Origin of the sequence: Aeromicrobium panaciterrae, assembly GCF_031457275.1 — a bacterium.
Lineage (GTDB): Bacteria > Actinomycetota > Actinomycetes > Propionibacteriales > Nocardioidaceae > Aeromicrobium > Aeromicrobium panaciterrae_A.
The window spans coordinates 1,424,062-1,439,839 of sequence record NZ_JAVDWH010000001.1 but is presented as its reverse complement, the minus strand read 5'-3'; the positions used below and the strand labels follow the sequence as shown (position 1 = coordinate 1,439,839).

At 64.2% G+C, this 15,778-nt stretch carries 21 protein-coding genes; 9 read left to right on the top strand and 12 right to left on the bottom strand.

Annotated features, from left to right (window positions below; translation table 11 throughout):
- Nucleotides 1-21: 21 nt before the first annotated feature.
- Entirely contained in the window at nucleotides 22-933 is a 912-nt protein-coding gene (locus J2X11_RS07500; protein WP_309968804.1) for a TIR domain-containing protein, read from the top strand.
- On the opposite strand, the gene J2X11_RS07495 is transcribed toward J2X11_RS07500, so the two are convergent.
- The 3 genes from J2X11_RS07495 to J2X11_RS07485 form a co-directional block, all read right to left on the bottom strand.
- Complete coding sequence (locus J2X11_RS07495) at nucleotides 930-1,136, bottom strand: hypothetical protein (protein ID WP_309968801.1); 207 nt, start codon at nucleotides 1,134-1,136, stop codon at nucleotides 930-932. The genes J2X11_RS07500 and J2X11_RS07495 overlap by 4 nt on opposite strands.
- On the bottom strand, nucleotides 1,133-1,813 hold the full coding sequence (locus J2X11_RS07490) for a type 1 glutamine amidotransferase (protein ID WP_309968798.1): 681 nt from the start codon (nucleotides 1,811-1,813) through the stop codon (nucleotides 1,133-1,135). Before J2X11_RS07490 ends, J2X11_RS07495 begins: the two co-directional genes overlap by 4 nt.
- A gap of 87 nt (nucleotides 1,814-1,900) precedes the next feature.
- Nucleotides 1,901-2,290: a LysM peptidoglycan-binding domain-containing protein gene (locus tag J2X11_RS07485; RefSeq protein WP_309968795.1), complete on the bottom strand. Its 390-nt coding sequence runs from the start codon at nucleotides 2,288-2,290 to the stop codon at nucleotides 1,901-1,903.
- A gap of 247 nt (nucleotides 2,291-2,537) precedes the next feature.
- On the opposite strand from J2X11_RS07485, the gene J2X11_RS07480 reads away from it, so the two are divergent.
- Entirely contained in the window at nucleotides 2,538-3,338 is an 801-nt protein-coding gene (locus tag J2X11_RS07480; RefSeq protein WP_309968790.1) for a YihY/virulence factor BrkB family protein, read from the top strand.
- Between the two features lie 25 nt (nucleotides 3,339-3,363).
- On the top strand, nucleotides 3,364-3,654 hold the full coding sequence (locus J2X11_RS07475; protein WP_309968787.1) for a hypothetical protein: 291 nt from the start codon (nucleotides 3,364-3,366) through the stop codon (nucleotides 3,652-3,654).
- On the opposite strand, the gene J2X11_RS07470 is transcribed toward J2X11_RS07475, so the two are convergent.
- Entirely contained in the window at nucleotides 3,651-3,956 is a 306-nt protein-coding gene (locus tag J2X11_RS07470) for a hypothetical protein (RefSeq protein ID WP_309968784.1), read from the bottom strand. The two genes, J2X11_RS07475 and J2X11_RS07470, sit on opposite strands and share 4 nt — an antisense overlap.
- 86 nt (nucleotides 3,957-4,042) lie before the next feature.
- On the opposite strand from J2X11_RS07470, the gene lexA reads away from it, so the two are divergent.
- Both lexA and J2X11_RS07460 read left to right on the top strand, forming a co-directional pair.
- Nucleotides 4,043-4,765 (top strand): transcriptional repressor LexA, encoded by a 723-nt coding sequence (gene lexA / locus J2X11_RS07465; protein ID WP_309968782.1) that lies wholly within the window; start codon nucleotides 4,043-4,045, stop codon nucleotides 4,763-4,765.
- Between the two features lie 218 nt (nucleotides 4,766-4,983).
- A complete protein-coding gene (locus tag J2X11_RS07460) occupies nucleotides 4,984-5,259 on the top strand; it encodes a GIY-YIG nuclease family protein (RefSeq protein ID WP_309968779.1) in 276 nt (91 codons plus the stop codon).
- A gap of 75 nt (nucleotides 5,260-5,334) precedes the next feature.
- Here J2X11_RS07460 and galE read toward each other — a convergent pair whose 3' ends face one another.
- Together galE and J2X11_RS07450 are read right to left on the bottom strand one after the other, a co-directional pair.
- Nucleotides 5,335-6,297, bottom strand: coding sequence for a UDP-glucose 4-epimerase GalE (gene galE, locus J2X11_RS07455; protein ID WP_309968776.1), 963 nt, complete (start codon nucleotides 6,295-6,297; stop codon nucleotides 5,335-5,337).
- A gap of 45 nt (nucleotides 6,298-6,342) precedes the next feature.
- Complete coding sequence (locus J2X11_RS07450) at nucleotides 6,343-8,277, bottom strand: ATP-dependent DNA helicase (RefSeq protein WP_309968773.1); 1,935 nt, start codon at nucleotides 8,275-8,277, stop codon at nucleotides 6,343-6,345.
- 63 nt (nucleotides 8,278-8,340) lie between these two features.
- Here J2X11_RS07450 and J2X11_RS07445 point away from each other — a divergent pair, with 63 nt between their 5' ends.
- Nucleotides 8,341-8,811: a GNAT family N-acetyltransferase gene (locus tag J2X11_RS07445; RefSeq protein WP_309968770.1), complete on the top strand. Its 471-nt coding sequence runs from the start codon at nucleotides 8,341-8,343 to the stop codon at nucleotides 8,809-8,811.
- Nucleotides 8,812-8,884: 73 nt separating this feature from the next.
- On the opposite strand, the gene J2X11_RS07440 is transcribed toward J2X11_RS07445, so the two are convergent.
- From J2X11_RS07440 to miaA, 4 genes are all read right to left on the bottom strand, one after another.
- Complete coding sequence (locus J2X11_RS07440; protein WP_309968766.1) at nucleotides 8,885-9,571, bottom strand: hypothetical protein; 687 nt, start codon at nucleotides 9,569-9,571, stop codon at nucleotides 8,885-8,887.
- Nucleotides 9,572-9,667: 96 nt separating this feature from the next.
- Complete coding sequence (hflX, locus tag J2X11_RS07435) at nucleotides 9,668-11,047, bottom strand: GTPase HflX (RefSeq protein WP_309968763.1); 1,380 nt, start codon at nucleotides 11,045-11,047, stop codon at nucleotides 9,668-9,670.
- Nucleotides 11,044-11,862, bottom strand: a complete 819-nt coding sequence (dapF, locus tag J2X11_RS07430; protein ID WP_309968761.1) for a diaminopimelate epimerase — start codon at nucleotides 11,860-11,862, stop codon at nucleotides 11,044-11,046. Before dapF ends, hflX begins: the two co-directional genes overlap by 4 nt.
- A 152-nt stretch (nucleotides 11,863-12,014) precedes the next feature.
- Nucleotides 12,015-12,938, bottom strand: coding sequence for a tRNA (adenosine(37)-N6)-dimethylallyltransferase MiaA (gene miaA / locus J2X11_RS07425; protein WP_309968758.1), 924 nt, complete (start codon nucleotides 12,936-12,938; stop codon nucleotides 12,015-12,017).
- 72 nt (nucleotides 12,939-13,010) lie between these two features.
- On the opposite strand from miaA, the gene J2X11_RS07420 reads away from it, so the two are divergent.
- Nucleotides 13,011-13,235 carry an antitoxin gene (locus J2X11_RS07420; protein WP_309968755.1) on the top strand — a complete coding sequence of 75 codons (225 nt, stop codon included), beginning with the start codon at nucleotides 13,011-13,013 and terminating at the stop codon, nucleotides 13,233-13,235.
- Here the strand turns inward: J2X11_RS07420 and J2X11_RS07415 are convergent.
- Entirely contained in the window at nucleotides 13,232-13,876 is a 645-nt protein-coding gene (locus J2X11_RS07415; RefSeq protein WP_309968753.1) for a class III extradiol ring-cleavage dioxygenase family protein, read from the bottom strand. The genes J2X11_RS07420 and J2X11_RS07415 overlap by 4 nt on opposite strands.
- Nucleotides 13,877-13,910: 34 nt before the next feature.
- Here J2X11_RS07415 and J2X11_RS07410 point away from each other — a divergent pair, with 34 nt between their 5' ends.
- On the top strand, nucleotides 13,911-14,504 hold the full coding sequence (locus J2X11_RS07410) for a hypothetical protein (RefSeq protein WP_309968749.1): 594 nt from the start codon (nucleotides 13,911-13,913) through the stop codon (nucleotides 14,502-14,504).
- Here J2X11_RS07410 and J2X11_RS07405 read toward each other — a convergent pair.
- On the bottom strand, nucleotides 14,477-15,067 hold the full coding sequence (locus tag J2X11_RS07405; RefSeq protein WP_309968747.1) for an HhH-GPD-type base excision DNA repair protein: 591 nt from the start codon (nucleotides 15,065-15,067) through the stop codon (nucleotides 14,477-14,479). The genes J2X11_RS07410 and J2X11_RS07405 overlap by 28 nt on opposite strands.
- A gap of 172 nt (nucleotides 15,068-15,239) precedes the next feature.
- Between J2X11_RS07405 and J2X11_RS07400 the strand changes: the two genes are divergently transcribed.
- Nucleotides 15,240-15,737, top strand: coding sequence for a hypothetical protein (locus J2X11_RS07400; RefSeq protein ID WP_309968743.1), 498 nt, complete (start codon nucleotides 15,240-15,242; stop codon nucleotides 15,735-15,737).
- The last annotated feature ends 41 nt before the right edge of the window (nucleotides 15,738-15,778 follow it).

Genomic DNA, 15,778 nt, shown 5'->3' with positions numbered 1-15,778 from the left:
TTGACCTCTCGGGAGACCCTGGTGGACAAACCCCGCATCTTTCTTGGCTCCTCGGGCAAGCAGGCCAAGCTCCTGCAGTCGCTGACGCGCGGACTCGAAGAAGTCGCGCACGTTGAGCCGTGGACCACGGTCTTCAACCCCGGGACCTCGACACTCGATCGACTCGTGGAACTCACGGGCGAGGTCGACTTCGCGGCCTTCGTGTTCGCCCAGGACGACTGGACCTCAGTCGCCGATCCGTCCGAAGCGAGTCAGGCGTCGCCGCGAGACAACGTCGTATTCGAAGCCGGACTCTTCGGCGGAGTGCTCGGGATGCGACGGACGTTCATCCTGCATGCGAACGGATCCAAGCTCCCGAGTGATCTCCTCGGCCTGACGTGCGTTCGGTACGACGTACCGACCACTCCCGCCGAGATGAAGGCCATCAACCAGAAGCTCCGCAAGGCGATCGAGGACGAAGGCCGCCTCTCTGCAATCGAAGGTCTGTGGTGGCAGTTCTCCCTCACCGAGCGCACTGAAGGTGAGCCCTCCGCCATCAGCCTGCTGCGGATCTCGCGTGATCGGAACGGGTCACTCGAAGTGAATGGTCGCTCGTGGCAGGAGGACGGCACCCTGTCCGCCCGCTACTGGAGCGAGGCAACGAAGGAGCAGAACGATCCAGCCGGCGTCTTCTATTACTGGAACGGTGAGCGCCCGCGGCACCCGAACGCGCCACAACTCGAAGGCACCGGCGAGATCGTCCTTGAGTCAGTCGATCGCGCCTCGGGCTATTGGACGACTCGCTCGCACACAGATCCGAACGTGAACGCGCGAACGTCAGGCATCTTCGTACGAGCCGATCCCGGTGACATGGCCACCCTCGATGGCAGCGACGCAGCACAACGCGCCAGCCTGATCGCCGAGAAGCTCACCGACTGGAAGTCGATCTCCTAGCTCTTGCGAGTCCGCTCGTCCGGCGCCTTGTAGGTGCCTGTCGTGTGGCGTGCCATCAGCAACTGCTCATTGCCTTTGCCAGCTTCCTGGACGAACTTGATCGCCTTGGCGCCTCGGAGCACCGTCGCCTCATGGCCGTGATGCGAGATCACGACCTCCTTGCCGCGGACTTCCCACGAGTAGCCGCTGGGCCGGCCCTTCATGAGCTGACTCCCAAAAACGTGAGCGCCGAGTCGGTGAGCTTGTGGGCGGCGATGCGGCTGCGCGCCTCGTTCTCGTACGCCTGACGGATCAGGTCCTTCTCGTCGACGCCACCGTCCCCGTAGTAGCCCTCGTTGACCCAGCGCTCGTACGTCGCCGCGGTCACCTCGGGGTGGAACTGCCACGCGATCGCGCGCGTACCCAGCGAGTCATCGATGAAGCATTGGGTGCCGCGCCAGGACGTACCGAGTACGCGGGCTGTGGGAGGCGGTGCGAAGACGTCACTGTGAAGCTGAGCCCACGGTCCTTCGGGGCACAGCACCGGATCGACAGTGTCGATGCGCTGCCAGCCGACCTCGGCCTGGTCGGCCCGCCAAGACGTACCGCCCAGTGCGCGAGCCATCAACTGGGCGCCGTAGCAAATGCCGATCACCGGAGTGCTGTCGCGAAGCGCAGCGCGTACGAACACCGACTCAGCTTCGACGACATCGAGCCACTTGGGCTCGTGCGCTGCGCGGTCCGAACCAAGCAGCAGGATCAGGTCGGAGTCGCCGATCGAGTCGTACGTGGCGAGTTCATCGCGATCGAGCTGGACGATCTCGCCACCGAGCTGCTCGAGGCGTTCGACGACGTGGCCGCCGTCGGAGTCGACGACGTCAGCAATGACATGGATCCGCATGTATCCATTGTGCGCTGTCCGCCCTGAACGCAGATGTCCGCGGTCAGCCGTCTTCCCAGCGGCTGCCGCGGACTTCTGTGTGGTGGGTCAGTTGTAGACCGGCACCGCGATCTCCGAACCCATCTGCAGGGCGGAGGCGTTGGGGAGGGAGTTGAGCTGCAGGATGTCGTCAACCGTCGAACGGATGTCTCCGTTGGGGTTGGCGTCTGCGGCGATCTCCCAGAGCGTGTGGCCCGGCAGGACCGTGACCGTGGTGGTGTTGGGCAGCGCGCCAGCCTTGTCGCCGGCGAGTGTTGACGAGCCGAACAGGACCACCAGGACCGCGATGATCGCGATAGCGATGGTGAAGACGACGGCCTTGCCGCGGCGGGTCAGACGAACCGCTGGTGCAACTGGCAGGTCAGGAACTGCGACCAAGTGACGGACCGGAAGTACGGCCGTGCGGGTCGGGCTGTGATCAAATGCGATGCTGCTCATGAGGTGCCTCCGTGGGGGAAGTGAGACGGTGTGTATCGAGTTGGTGCGTTCGAGCGAACCCTGTTCTTCGATGTCATTCGATGGTGCGAACAGGCGTTCGATCGAACACATGTACGACATTAGAGGACGAGTCCGACAAAAGCACGCATTTATCGAACAGAAATTCGAACGGGCGTGTCGCACCCTGCAATTGCAGGCAGAATTCGTACGACATGCGGACGCTTCCCACCGGCACTAGCGTCGAGGAATGCTCCGTCAACAGGTCGTGACCGCGTGGAAGCAAGCTTCGGAACGCCAGGCTCCCCTGCTCGCGGCCGGTGTTGCGTTCTATGCGTTCCTATCCCTTTTCCCCGCAATGATCGCGGCCGTCGCCCTCTACGGACTGTTCGCAAGTCCCGAGACCGTGCAGCGGCAGTCGGAGCGCATCGCAGACGCACTGCCGGCCGACGCCGCGTCGGTGGTCAACGGCCAGCTCGAGTCACTGACCTCGACGTCACCCGGATCCCTTGGCCTTGGTCTTGTGGTCGCCCTGGCGCTCGCGATCTATGGCGCGTCCGGTGGTGTCGGCCACCTCGTAACGGCGATCAATCAGATGTTCGGACAACGCGATCGCCACAACTTCTTAGAGCAGAAGGCGCAGGCACTCCTACTCACTCTCGGCGCCATCGCGTTCTTTGCAGCGATGATCGCCCTCGTCGCTGTTGCCCCCGCGGTGCTGGATTCAGCGTTGCTCGGATCATTGCGTTGGGTTCTGGTGGGCGCATCCATCAAGCTGGCGATCGCCGTACTGTTCCGTATCGCTCCCGACCGTCGCGGAGACACTGGTCCCCTGATCAGCAAGGGCGTGCTGGTCGCCAGCGGACTGTGGATCGCGGCCTCGGTCGGGTTCTCGGTGTACGTCGACAACTTCGGTAGCTACGCCAAGACATACGGCGCTCTCGCCGGAGTGGTTGTTCTATTGCTGTGGCTCTGGGTCGGCGTGTACGCGTTGCTGCTCGGCGCGACGGTCGAATCGCTCGACGAGGGCATCAGCTCACTGGTTGAGTAGGGTCGACCAACTCCCAGGAGGACCAGTGGCCGGCTTCATCCCTAAGAACCCAGCGCAGATTCTGAACCGAGCCGATACAGCGCTCACGAACGTCGACGGCGTCCTCGGTCGAGTTGAGGGCACGCTGAACACGGTCAGCGAGACCTTGTCATCGGCCACGACGACTCTGGACGAAACTCAGACTGTCCTGACCCAGGTCCAGGGTCTACTCACCGAGCTGCAGGACGAGATCGCGCTGATCCGCCAAGTTCCGGAGATCGCCGCCAAGGTCGACGAGATACACGCGATCGTCACGACGCTCGCGGCGAAGGGCTAGAGAACCCGCCCGAGCACGAAGGCTGCTGCGCCAACCACCACGGCCAGCAGGATCAGTCCGCTGATCAGCTCGATGTTCGGCCGGTTGCCGCGCGGGATGCGCGCCTCGTCGAGGTCGGCTTCGAAGTCCGGCAGGAGCAGCTGGAGGTCGACTGTCGCGGCGTCAGCCTTGCCTTCTGAAGCCAGGAGCGCTCGGGCGGCAGCCTCGACGCCGTTGAGGTCGGGTGACGTCGTCGTACCGACTCCGCGTACCTCGACATCCCACGCTTCGCCCGACTTCTTGCCCACGACCAGATAGCTCATGACGCCAGCCTACGGCTCACACAGGCGCGACACGCTAATCGAACAGGTGTTTGAATTGAACACCTGTTCGGGGATACGCTGCCCGCATGACCGACGATCGCACTGCCGAAGTCACCGAGCTCCCCGACGGGCCGGCCGACTCCTCCGGGCTGACCGCCCGCCAGCGCAAGGTGCTGGAGTTCTTGCACGAGGAGATCGCCAAGCGTGGCTACCCGCCAAGCATGCGCGAGATCGGTGCCGCAGTCGGTCTGACCAGCACTTCGTCGGTTGCGCACCAGCTTCGTACGCTCGAAAGCCTCGGCTACGTCAAGCGCGACCCCAACCGTCCGCGTGCGCTCGAAATCTTCCTGCCTGACGTCATGGCGGCTCGCCGCTCCATGGGTGCGGCCAGCGATTCGACGTTCGATGAGACCGGTATCGGCGATGCCATGCCAGCTGCGATCAACGTCCCGATGGTCGGCCGTATCGCCGCTGGTGGACCGATCCTCGCTACCGAGCAGGTCGAGGAGATCTTCCCGCTGCCCAAGTCACTCGTCGGCGAGGGCACGCTGTTCATGCTTCAGGTCGTCGGTGACTCGATGATCGACGCTGCCATCTGCAACGGCGACTATGTCGTCGTACGCCAGGAGCAGACCGCGAACAACGGCGACATCGTCGCTGCCATGCTCGACGGCGAAGCGACCGTGAAGACGTTCCAGCGAAAGGACGGCCACGTATGGCTGCTCCCGCACAACGAGGCCTACTCCCCCATCGACGGTGACCACGCCACGATCCTCGGCATCGTCACCACAGTCCTCCGCCGCGTCTAAGCCCAATCTGCCTGCGAGTCCCAGAGCGACCCTTTCGGCGTACGCCCCTTCGGTCGCAGAGCTCCCTCCCGCGACTTCGTCGCTAGGGGCCGGGAATCCGCCCGCTAAGGAGCGGAGCGACTGGGAGGCCGAGGAACGAGGCCGAAGCGTAGTGAGCCGAGAAGCTCGCCTGTGGACTCGAAGCAGCGAGACTGCGAACGTTCCAACACGCTCCGGCAATGGGCTACTTCTACATCCTTCTCTGCGCTGATGGCACGTTTTATGTCGGCAGCACGCGAAACCTGCTCGGCCGACTCTGGGAACACCGCCAAGGGATAGGCGACTACACGCGCACACGGTTACCGGTGACATTGCTTTACTTCGAGCAGTACGACTACGTCTCCGAGGCATGGGGTCGAGAGCGTCAGGTCCACGGTTGGACCCGAAGCAAGAAGAAGCGACTCATCGCAACAGGCCCAGGAATTCGAGTCGAGGACGAGTCGCAGCTCCACTAGGAGTCCAGCAGCGAGCTTCTCAACTCACGACGCTTCGGTCGCTCGTTCCTCGCTCCCTCCCAGTCGCTTCGCTCCTTAGCGGTCGAGATTGCGGGCTTGCCAGGCGCTGGTGACCATGTCGGCGACCGTATGACGCATCGCCCAGTTCAGGTCGCGAGCGGCAAGCTCGCCTGACGCGACGATGCGCGCTGGATCGCCCTCGCGACGCGCTGCAATCTCGGGCTCGAACGCGATGCCCGTGGCATCCGCGACAGCCGTCATGATCTGACGCACCGACACGCCATCACCGCTACCGAGGTTGTAGACCGGATGCAGCTCGGTGCCGGCAAGCAGCTTCTGTGCCGCCACCACGTGAGCATCGGCCAGGTCGGCGACGTGGATGTAGTCGCGTACGCACGTGCCGTCGGCCGTTGGGTAGTCATCGCCGTAAATGCGCGGCGTACGGTCTTCCAGCAATGCCTCGATGACCAGTGGGAACAGGTTGTGCGGGCTCGAGTCATAGAGCTCGGGCGTCGCAGAGCCGACGACATTGAAGTAGCGCAGCGAGGTGTGGTGCAGCGGGTGCGCTCGCGCTGCGTCCCGCATCAGCCACTCACCGATCAGTTTGGTCTCGCCATAGGGCGACTCGGGCGCTGTCGCTGTCGCCTCGGTGACGATGTCGACGTCCGGGGTGCCGTACACGGCGGCGCTCGAGGAGAAGACGATCTTGTCGACGTCGGCTTCGTGCATCGCCTGCAGCAGGCTCACCGTGCCCTGCACGTTCTGCTCGTACGTATGCAGCGGGCGCTGGACGGAAACGCCGGCGTACTTGAAGCCAGCGAGATGCACAACGGCTTCGACCTCGTGCTCGACCATGGCCTTCGCCAGGATCTTGGTATCGAGAATCGACGAATCGATCACTACGCAGTCGTCAGGGACGAACTCGCGGTGCCCGCTCGAGAAGTCGTCGACGATGATGCAATCGAGTCCGGCGAGCCGGAATGCCCGCACGATGTGCGAACCGATGTAGCCGGCACCGCCGGTGATCAGAACAGTCAACGGTGGTCCCTACGAACGTTGGTTGGTCAGAGCCTCAACAGGCTATCAAGGCGTGGCGGCGGCTTCGTCGAGTCGGCGCAGCGCACCCAATGCAATCTCGCGATCCGTGGTCCTCCACATGTCGGGCAGCGAGGCCGCCAGGAACGAGCCATAGCGAGCCGTGACGATGCGCGGATCGAGGATCGCGACGACTCCCTTGTCGGTCGCCCGACGGATGAGGCGGCCGGTCCCCTGCGCCAACAACAATGCAGCGTGATGAGCAGCGACGTTCATGAAGCCGTTGCCGCCACGCTTTTCCACGAGTCGCTGGCGTGCACTCATCAACGGATCATCGGGTCTCGGGAACGGGATGCGGTCGATGATCACGAGCTGGCAGGTGTCGCCCGGGAGGTCGACGCCCTGCCACAGGCTCAGAGTGCCGAACAGGCAGGTGCTTGGCGTCTCGGCGAACCTGCGCGCCAACTCGGGCAACTGGGCGTCGCCTTGGCACCAGATGTCGATGTCGGGCAACCGCTCGCGTACGACTTCGGCCGCCCTCTCGGCAGCGCGGCGTGAGGAGAAGAGCCCGAGCGTACGACCACCGGCCGCCTCGACGAGTGCGGTGATCTCGGCGAGCTGCGCCTCCTCTAGGCCATCGCGGCCTGGCAGCGGGAGGTCCTTGGCGACGTAGAGCATGCCCTGCTGCTGGTAGTCGAACGGCGAGCCGACATCGAGTGACGACCAGTCGTCGTCGCCGGGTTTGAGGCCCAGAGACTGGGCGACTGGATCGAATCCCCCGCCGAGCTTGAGGGTGGCGCTGGTCAGGACAACGGTCTTCTCGCCGAAGAGCTTCTCGCGAAGACTCGCGGACACGTCGATCGGTGCGATATGGAGTCGTTTGTCGCGCTGACCTGCGCTCATCCAGAGCACTTCGGTCTCACCCTTGGATGCCATCCGGTCGGCGATCTTGCGAATGTCATCGACCATGCCTCGCGCTTGCTGCCGTGCAGCGTCGGGCTCGGACTTGCCGTCCTCCTTGGGGAAGTCCGACAGCGTCGCGCGGGCCGAGTCACGTATGAGCTCGAGCACCTCTTGCAGCGACTCCTCGACGGCGTCAATGCGCCCTTCGTCCATGCGGACCATCACGTCGTTGAGGGCGTCGGACGCATCGGAGAGGTCGTCAGCTGACTGGCCGTCGGCCTGCGCGCGAGCTCGTCGTGCAGCGCGCTCGATCATGGCGGAGTCGAGCTCATCGGTCGACGCCTGCGTCACTCGAGCGGCGAGCTCATGGGCCTCGTCCACGATCACGGCGCCGTACTCCGGCAGCATCGGCACACCGTCGATCGCATCGATCGCGAGCAAGGCGTGGTTGGTGACGATCAGCTGGGCGTCTTGGGCGTCTTCGCGGGCCAGCTCGGCGAAGCATTCCTGCGCATGCGCGCAGCGCGAAGCGCCGAGGCATTCGCGGTGGTTGACGCTGACCTGGCGCCAGGCGCGGTCGGTGTGGGAAGGCGCTGAGTCCTTGTCGCCTGAGTGACCGGCGGAAGCCTGCTCCTCGGCCCACTCGCGAAGCTCGACGACCTCGGCTCCGAGCGAACCCTCGGGTACGTCGACGAGCGTGCCCTGATCGTCGGGCGCACCCTCACGTACGCGGTGCAGGCACGCGTAGTTGCTACGGCCCTTCACGACCGCGTGATGGGGTACTTCGCCCATGGTCTTGCGGGCAGCGTCTTTGAGCGCCGGTATGTCGCGCTCCACGAGTTGGTGCTGAAGATTGAGCGTTGCGGTGGCGACGACGACGCGCCTGCCGTGCAGGAGGCTCGGTACGAGATAGCCGAGCGATTTGCCGGTGCCAGTGCCGGCCTGGACGAGGAGGTGCTCGCCGCTGGCGAGCGAATGCTGAACGGCTTCGGCCATCTCGATCTGGCCCGGACGCTCCTCTCCCCCGACAGCTTCGACGGCGGCGTGAAGCACCGCGCGAACGTCAGGGGTCTTGGACACAGCCGAAGGCTATCCGCCAGCGCAGACGAGCGTCGGTCTGCGTCCACCGCTAGCGTTTGAGACATGGAGCTTCGGGCTGCAACCGTTGAGGATGCTGACGCGATCGCCGACATCTGGCATCGCGGATGGCACGACGGACACGCGGGGAATGTGCCGGAGGCGATGTACAAGTACCGCCAAGCCGAGCACTTCCATACGCTCGCCAACTCGCGGATCGCCATCACAACCGTTGCGGTCATCGACGATCGCATTGCCGGCTTCGTGACTGTCCATGACGACGAGGTCGAGCAGGTGTACGTCGACGCGTCAGCCCGTGGCAGTGGAGTCGCTGACGCGATCCTGAGTCACGGCGAGCGGACCGTCGCCGAGACGTACGACGTTGCCTGGCTCGCCGTTGTCGCGGGCAACGCGCGAGCGCGTCGCTTCTACGAGCGCAGCGGGTGGGCCGACACCGGCTCGTTTGAATACTCGGCCGAGACCGAGGACGGACCCTTCACTGCACCGGTCAGGCGCTACGAGAAGCGCCTGCGCTGAGCGCTACTCAAACCAGCGAGCGCCTCCCTTTAAAGCAGCTCGCTGGTTGAGCAGGTCTGGATAGCTCAGGCTGTCAGGACAGCGCCTTCGGCAGGATCGGCGTGGCCGGTGAGATGAAGTCCGACGAGTCACCCGAGATCACTACGTAGAAGCGCTTGTGGTTGACGGCCGAGGTGACCGAACCGTCACTCAGACGCGGGCTCACCACAAAGTGATTGCGGTTGTTGGCACCGGGAGGAGCGCAGCCGACGATGCCAGTGATGCCGCACACCGTGGACGTGATCTCACCGGAGAACTCCGCGTTCGCGTCGGGTCCTGCCTTGCGACCGTTCGTGTTGGCGTTGTCGTCCTGCTCTGTCACGTTCTGCAGCGCAATCGTCACGCTGATCGCGTTGTTGCTCAAGTTCTCGTTGGCGTTGATGTAGACGTTGCCGGCCGCGCGCATCGAGTTGTCGGGGACGCCACCGGGAGTCGAGTTGTCCAACGTCGGGTAGGCCGCGTTGATGCTGAAGCCGCCGGACTGGGCGATGATCGCGCCGTCCTTGTCGACCAGCAACCAGCGGTTCCCCAAGCTGCCAATAGCGCTCTGCGACAGGTCCTTGGTGTTGAGCGTTCCATTCATGACATCGATGCCGCGAATCGAACCGTCCTTGATCTCGTTGGTGCCGATCGTGGCTGCGGCATAGGCCGTACCGCTGGATGCAACAACGAGGGCGAGCGAGGCAATGACTACTGCGGGAGAGATCTTGATACGTCGCATGAGCAAACCTTCTGTGAGGTAGGTAACACTGATTGCTCGGGGTTCGAGACGGATCCCCCCACAGATGGGTCCTCGCCCAAAGTTTCTTGGCGCGGGTCAGACGGCGTAGGGCTCGAGCTCTGCCGCAAGGTGGCCGTGGACTCGCGCGACGACGTGAGTGCCGTCGCCCTCATGGTCGAGCGATTCGATCTCGCCCTGCGTGTGGATCTGGTTGAGCAGGTCGCCACGCGCGTACGGGAGCATCACGTCGACGCGAGTCGCCGGTTGCGGCAGATCGGCTTCGATCGCGCTGAGCAGCTCGTCGATACCTTCGCCAGTCTTGGCGCTGACGACGACTGCATGCGGCTCCTTGGCGAGCAGCGTCTTGAGGACGATCGGATCGGCAGCGTCGGCCTTGTTGATCACGATGATCTCGGGCACCTTGTCGGCATCGACATCAGCGAACACCGCACGTACGGACCGGATCTGGCCCTCGGGGTCGGGATGCGCACCGTCGACAACATGCAGCACGAGGTCGGCCTCGGCGACTTCTTCGAGCGTTGAGCGGAAGGCCTCGACGAGCTGGTGTGGGAGGTTGCGTACGAAGCCGACCGTGTCGGACATCGTGTAGACGCGACCGTCTGACGTCTGCGTACGGCGGGTGGTCGGATCGAGGGTCGCGAACAATGCATCCTCGACCAGCACGCCCGCATCCGTGAGGCGGTTGAGCAGGCTCGACTTGCCAGCGTTGGTGTAGCCCGCGATCGCGACCGACGGGACCTGGTGGCGCTTACGGTTCGCCTTCTTGGTCTCGCGAGCAACGCCGAGCTCCTTGAGCTCACGGCGCAACTTGGTCATCTTCATCTGGATACGACGACGATCGGTCTCGAGCTTCGTCTCACCAGGTCCACGACCACCGATGCCCTCGCCGCCTGCGGCCTGACCACCAGCCTGGCGCGACAGCTCGCCACCCCAACCGCGGAGACGCTGGGTTTGGTACTGCAGCTGGGCCAGCTCGACCTGCGCCTTGCCCTCTTTGGACTTGGCGTGCTGGGCGAAGATGTCGAGGATCAGCGCCGTACGGTCGACGACCTTGACCTTGACGCGGTCCTCCAGGTTGCGGAGCTGGCTCGGTGCGAGCGCTCCATCGCAGATGACGGTGTCGGCGCCGGTCGACTCAACGGCAGCACGAAGCTCTTCGACCTTGCCGGTGCCGATGTATGTCGCCGGGTCTGGCTTCTGGCGTCGCTGGATCAGCGCGTCGAGCACCTCTGAGCCGGCGGTCTCGGCGAGCAGCTTGAGCTCGGCGAGCGAGTTCTCGGCGTCGAGTGCCGTGCCTTCGGTCCATACGCCGACGAGGACGACCCGCTCCAGGCGGAGCTTGCGGTATTCGACCTCGGTGATGTCCTCGAGCTCGGTACGCAACCCATCAATGCGGCGGAGTGAATTGCGTTCTTCGAGCTCGAGTCCCTCTGTGTTGCCTTGCTGCTCGGTCATGCGATCCATTCCATGTCGCCGCGGGCGACAATCTCGGCAGGGCCGGTGAGGATGAGGTGGTCGTCGTCGGTCCAGGTCACGTGGACTGTTCCGCCTGGTACGTCGACGCGATAGGTGACGGGGCGGGCAGCGCCGTCGGAGTGCGCCGCTGCGGCCGCAACCGCGCATGCACCCGTGCCGCACGAGCGGGTCTCTCCGGAGCCACGCTCGTGAACGCGCATCGAGACGTGCTGTGCACCCTCGCGTACGACGAACTCGATGTTGACGCCTTCGGGGTACGTCGTCTTGTCGTAGTCGGGCTCGACCAGCAGCGAACCCGCGTCCGTGAGTCGCTCGACGAACGCGACAGCGTGCGGGTTGCCCGTACGTACATCCTGCGCCTCCCACGTACGACCATCGGCCGTCACCTTGGAGACGCCGCGAAGTTCAGGCTTGCCCATATCGACCGAGATCTGGTCGCGGTCGAACGTGATCGTCTTGTCGCCGTCACGCGTGCCGACCACGAACGGCTGCGACGGATCGGCGAGTCCTTCTTGTACGAGATGCAGGGCGAAGACGCGGATGCCGTTGCCGCACATCTCACTGACCGAACCGTCGGCGTTCTTGTAGTCCATGAACCACTCGCCGGCCGACTGCTCGCCAAGCGCCTGCGTGCGGACAACACGCATCACACCGTCGGCGCCGATGCCGCGACGACGGTGACACAGGGCTGCCACGAAGGCACCGTCCAAGTCGCCGTGGATCGTGCCGTCATGGTCAGGAAGCAGCACGAAGTCGTTCTCCGTCCCGTGCCCCTTCAACCATGGAAAGCTCATAGGTCCAGTCTACGTGCCGAAACCATCTCGCTCGCTAAGGAGCGAAGCGACTGGGAGGCCGAGGGACGAGGCCGAAGCGTCGTGAGGCGGATTACCCGAGCGAGCCTCTCGTCGTACGCCCCTTCGCTTCGCTCCCGCCCTCGTTCCTCGGGCTAGGGGCCGAGTGGTTGAGCGAGGCTTGCGGCTTGGTCGACGAGGTCGCTGGCGTCGTACGGGAGCCAGTGGATACGGGGGTCCTTGCGGAAGTCGCGATCCTGGCGACGGGCGAACTTGCGCGTGCCCGTCACGGTCGCCTCGCGCGCTTCGTCCTCGGTCATCTCGCCACGCAGGAACGCCAGGATCTGCTGATAGCCGAGCGCACGGCTGGCAGTGAAGCCGTCCTCGAGACCAACCTCGCGCAGCGCACGTACCTCGTCGACAAACCCGTCAGCCCACATCGCATCGACACGCTCGGCAAGGCGTACGTCGAGCACGTCGCGCGGCACGTCGAGCCCAATCAGGGTGACGTTGTCGTACACGGACTCGAACGGTGGCATGGTCGCCGCGAACTTCTCGCCGGTGAGCTCGATGACCTCGAGCGCTCGTACGATGCGACGCCCGTTCGAGGGCAGGATGATGGCCGCCGCCTCGGGGTCCTTCTGAGCAAGGTCGGCATGGAGCGCTTCAGATCCGCGCGCCTCAAGCTCAGCAGTCCACCGCTCGCGTACGTCCTCGTCGGTGCCTGGGAAGTCGAGCCGGTCGAAGACTGCTCGTACGTACAGCGCAGATCCGCCGACCAGGATCGGCGTGACTCCCCGGTGGTGACATTCGGCAATCGTGCTGCGTGCCATCGCCTGGAACTCAGCCACTGTGGCGATGTCCGTGACGTCCAGGACGTCGAACAAGTGATGTGGGACGACGCCGCGTTCTTCGGTCGTCGGCTTGGCCGTACCGATATCCATACCGCGATAGAGCTGCATCGAATCGACATTGACGATCTCGGCTTTGCCGAGGCTCAGGGCCAGGTCAACTGCCAATCGTGACTTGCCGGACGCGGTCGGGCCAACCACTCCCACGATGCGGTCGACGGATGCCATGTTTCAAGTCTCGCAGTACCGTGGCAGACATACGGGGGCCACCGCCCACACCAACTCTCAGGGGACAGAACCATGGGTTTTCTCGACAAGTTCAAGAAGCAGAGCTCCGGCCTGAAGGACAAGGCAACTGACCTCGCCGCTTCGCAGAACGCGAACATTGACAAGGGCATCGACAAGGCTGCTGACCTCGCCAACAAGGCGACCAAGGGCAAGTACGACGAGCAGATCGACGGCGCGGCCGACAAGGCGAAGGACGCTGTCGACGATCTGGCCGAGGGCGACAAGCCCACTGCCTAGCTGACACTCCAGTTGGCTACCCAGTAGCCGACGCCCAAGGGCGCCACGTTTGCTCGCATCTGTGCGGTGATCGTGGCGTCCTTTGTCATCTCTCCCAACGTCGCAAGCGGCCGCGCTCCAGCGACCCAGAGTTCGACGGCCAGACTTTGGTCGAGGTCGGCGAGAGTTCCGGCGTCGCCAGCCTCGAGTGCCTGCGCAATCGCCGTGTCGTATGCAATCGCGCGCTCGTCGAAATAGCCCGGTGCCTCGGTCGTACGTTTGGCGCTGCCGTCTGCCATCACCAGTAGCGCGACGCGGCCCTCGATGTCGGGCGTGCCGGTCGAGTACCTACGCGGTCCGACCCATCCAGCACGGGCGAGCAGCCAGGCGCCAACGGTCAGGCTGAGCGGGAGTTCAGTCGAATGGCCGCCGACGTGCAGGTCGACGCCGAAGTCGGCAAACGTACCTCCGGCGGTCTCGTCTAGGTCCTTGGCAAGCGAACCGGACCCGATGATCACGACACGCTCAGGCTCACTCGCCAGCAGCGTGTCAATGGCGTCGTCGCAGGCCTGCCGCAGCTCGGCAAGGTCATCAGCTGCGCCCGTGGCGACCTCGGGCACGAGCATCGGCGGGTGGGGGCACACCGCGGCAGCAACGATCACGTCCCGAGGCTATCGCCCATGGCACGATGAGCCGGTGAACCAGGACCGCGAGCTGCCGCCGTATCCGCCGGCGCGCAACGCGTGGGACTACCCGCCGCCGCCCATCTCGCGCCACTGGCGCTGGGCGCCGATCGCCGCCATCGCCCTGGCCGCGATCGTTGGCACAGGGTTGATCGTCGCCAGCGTCGTGATCATGGGCAAGGACTTCCCCGGCATCATCCAGGACGATCAGATCGTCTCGGTGATCGATCGCGAGTGCGACATCATGACCGAGACCGTGAAGTCGATGCCGATCAAGGGCTCATCGACTGAGCAAGCGAAGATCGTCACCGACCAGAACCAGGCGATCACGAACATGCTCACCGAGGTCCGCAAGCTCGACGAGGACGTGCTCAAGGCCGATCCGCCGACCATTTCGTGGCTGGATGACTGGGACACGCTCATCGCGGCGCGCGAGGCGTACGCCGAACAACTGCGCGACGGGTACGACACGGACTTCCGCATTCCGCGCGATACGCACGGTGATCGGATCTACGAGCGCATGGACCTCGTCTGGCTCACCTCGCCGGTGTGCGAGGTGCCCGAAGAGCTGCTTGAGCCCTACCCGGCCGACGTGTCGGCGGTCTGAGCTGCCGCAGCGGCCTTCTTCTTTGCGACCTGCTTGAACGCGCGGACCTTGGCCAGCGACTCCGCGTCGACAACGTCGGCGACCGAGCGATAGCCCTTCTTGCCGTAGTCGCCCACGACAGTGGTCCAGCCCGGAGGCTTCACGTCGAGCTGCTTGGCCAGGAGAGCCGTGAAGATCTTGGCCTTCTGCTCGCCGAATCCAGGCAGCGCGCGTACTCGCTGGAAGAGCTCCTTGCCCGTACGCGGTTCGGTCCAGATGCGGGTGGCGTCACCGTCGTACTCCTCGACGACGTGACGAGCGAGTTCCTGCAGGCGTCCAGCCATCGATCGTCCGTAGCGGTGGATCGCTGGCGGTGTCGAGCAGAGGTCGGCGAACGCCTCAGGCTCGGCTTCGGCGATCGTCGCGGGATCGAAGTTTCCGAACCGGTCCAGCACCTTGGCTGGTCCACGGAAGGCGTGTTCCATCGGGTACTGCTGGTCCAGCATCATTCCGACGAGCAGAGCGAACGGACTCGAGTTGAGTACCTCGTCGGCGTGGGGCTCCTGCGCGATCTTGATGGCCATGAGTCCATCCTGCCACCGTGCGGCCCGGGGATGCTGAGTCCGTGAATCTGTGCCTTCACCCTGTTCTCGATCGATCCAACTTCTTCCTCGAATCCCAGTACCAACGAGGAACACCAGAGGCAGACTTTAAGCCAAACAGGAGGTTCACATGAAGCGATCGACCCTCGGCCACGTGTTCGGCTACACCGCGCTCACAGTTCTGCTCACTGCCGGAGCCGCACAGGCCCTTTCGGGTAGCAACACCGTGAGGTCAGACGACATCGTGGCCTCCAACGTTAAGAACTCGGACATAGGAACCAGCGCGGTCACCAGCAGCAAGGTCGCTCTCGACACCCTGACAGGTGACGACATCAACGAGTCCACCTTGGTGTTCCCGAAGCCCATGATCGCGTTCGTGAGCGAGACCGCCGTCCTTGACACGCAGCGATCTTCGAGGGCATCGTCAGCGGGCCGGGTCACGCCATTCCAAGGCTGGTATGAGGTCGTGTTCGACCGCGATGTCTCAACATGCATCTACCAAGTGACGGGAAAGAATCAAACAGTAGCCACCGCGTTCAGCGCGGCGCCTCGCAGTGGGAATGCGAATGCAGTCTTCGTCGAGGCACGGACAGTAGGAACAGGCGACCGCGCAGACGGTGCGTTCTATCTGACAGTCATCTGTCCCTCCTGACTGGGGATAAATCCGATTCGGCGACCCAGACGATGCCTAAC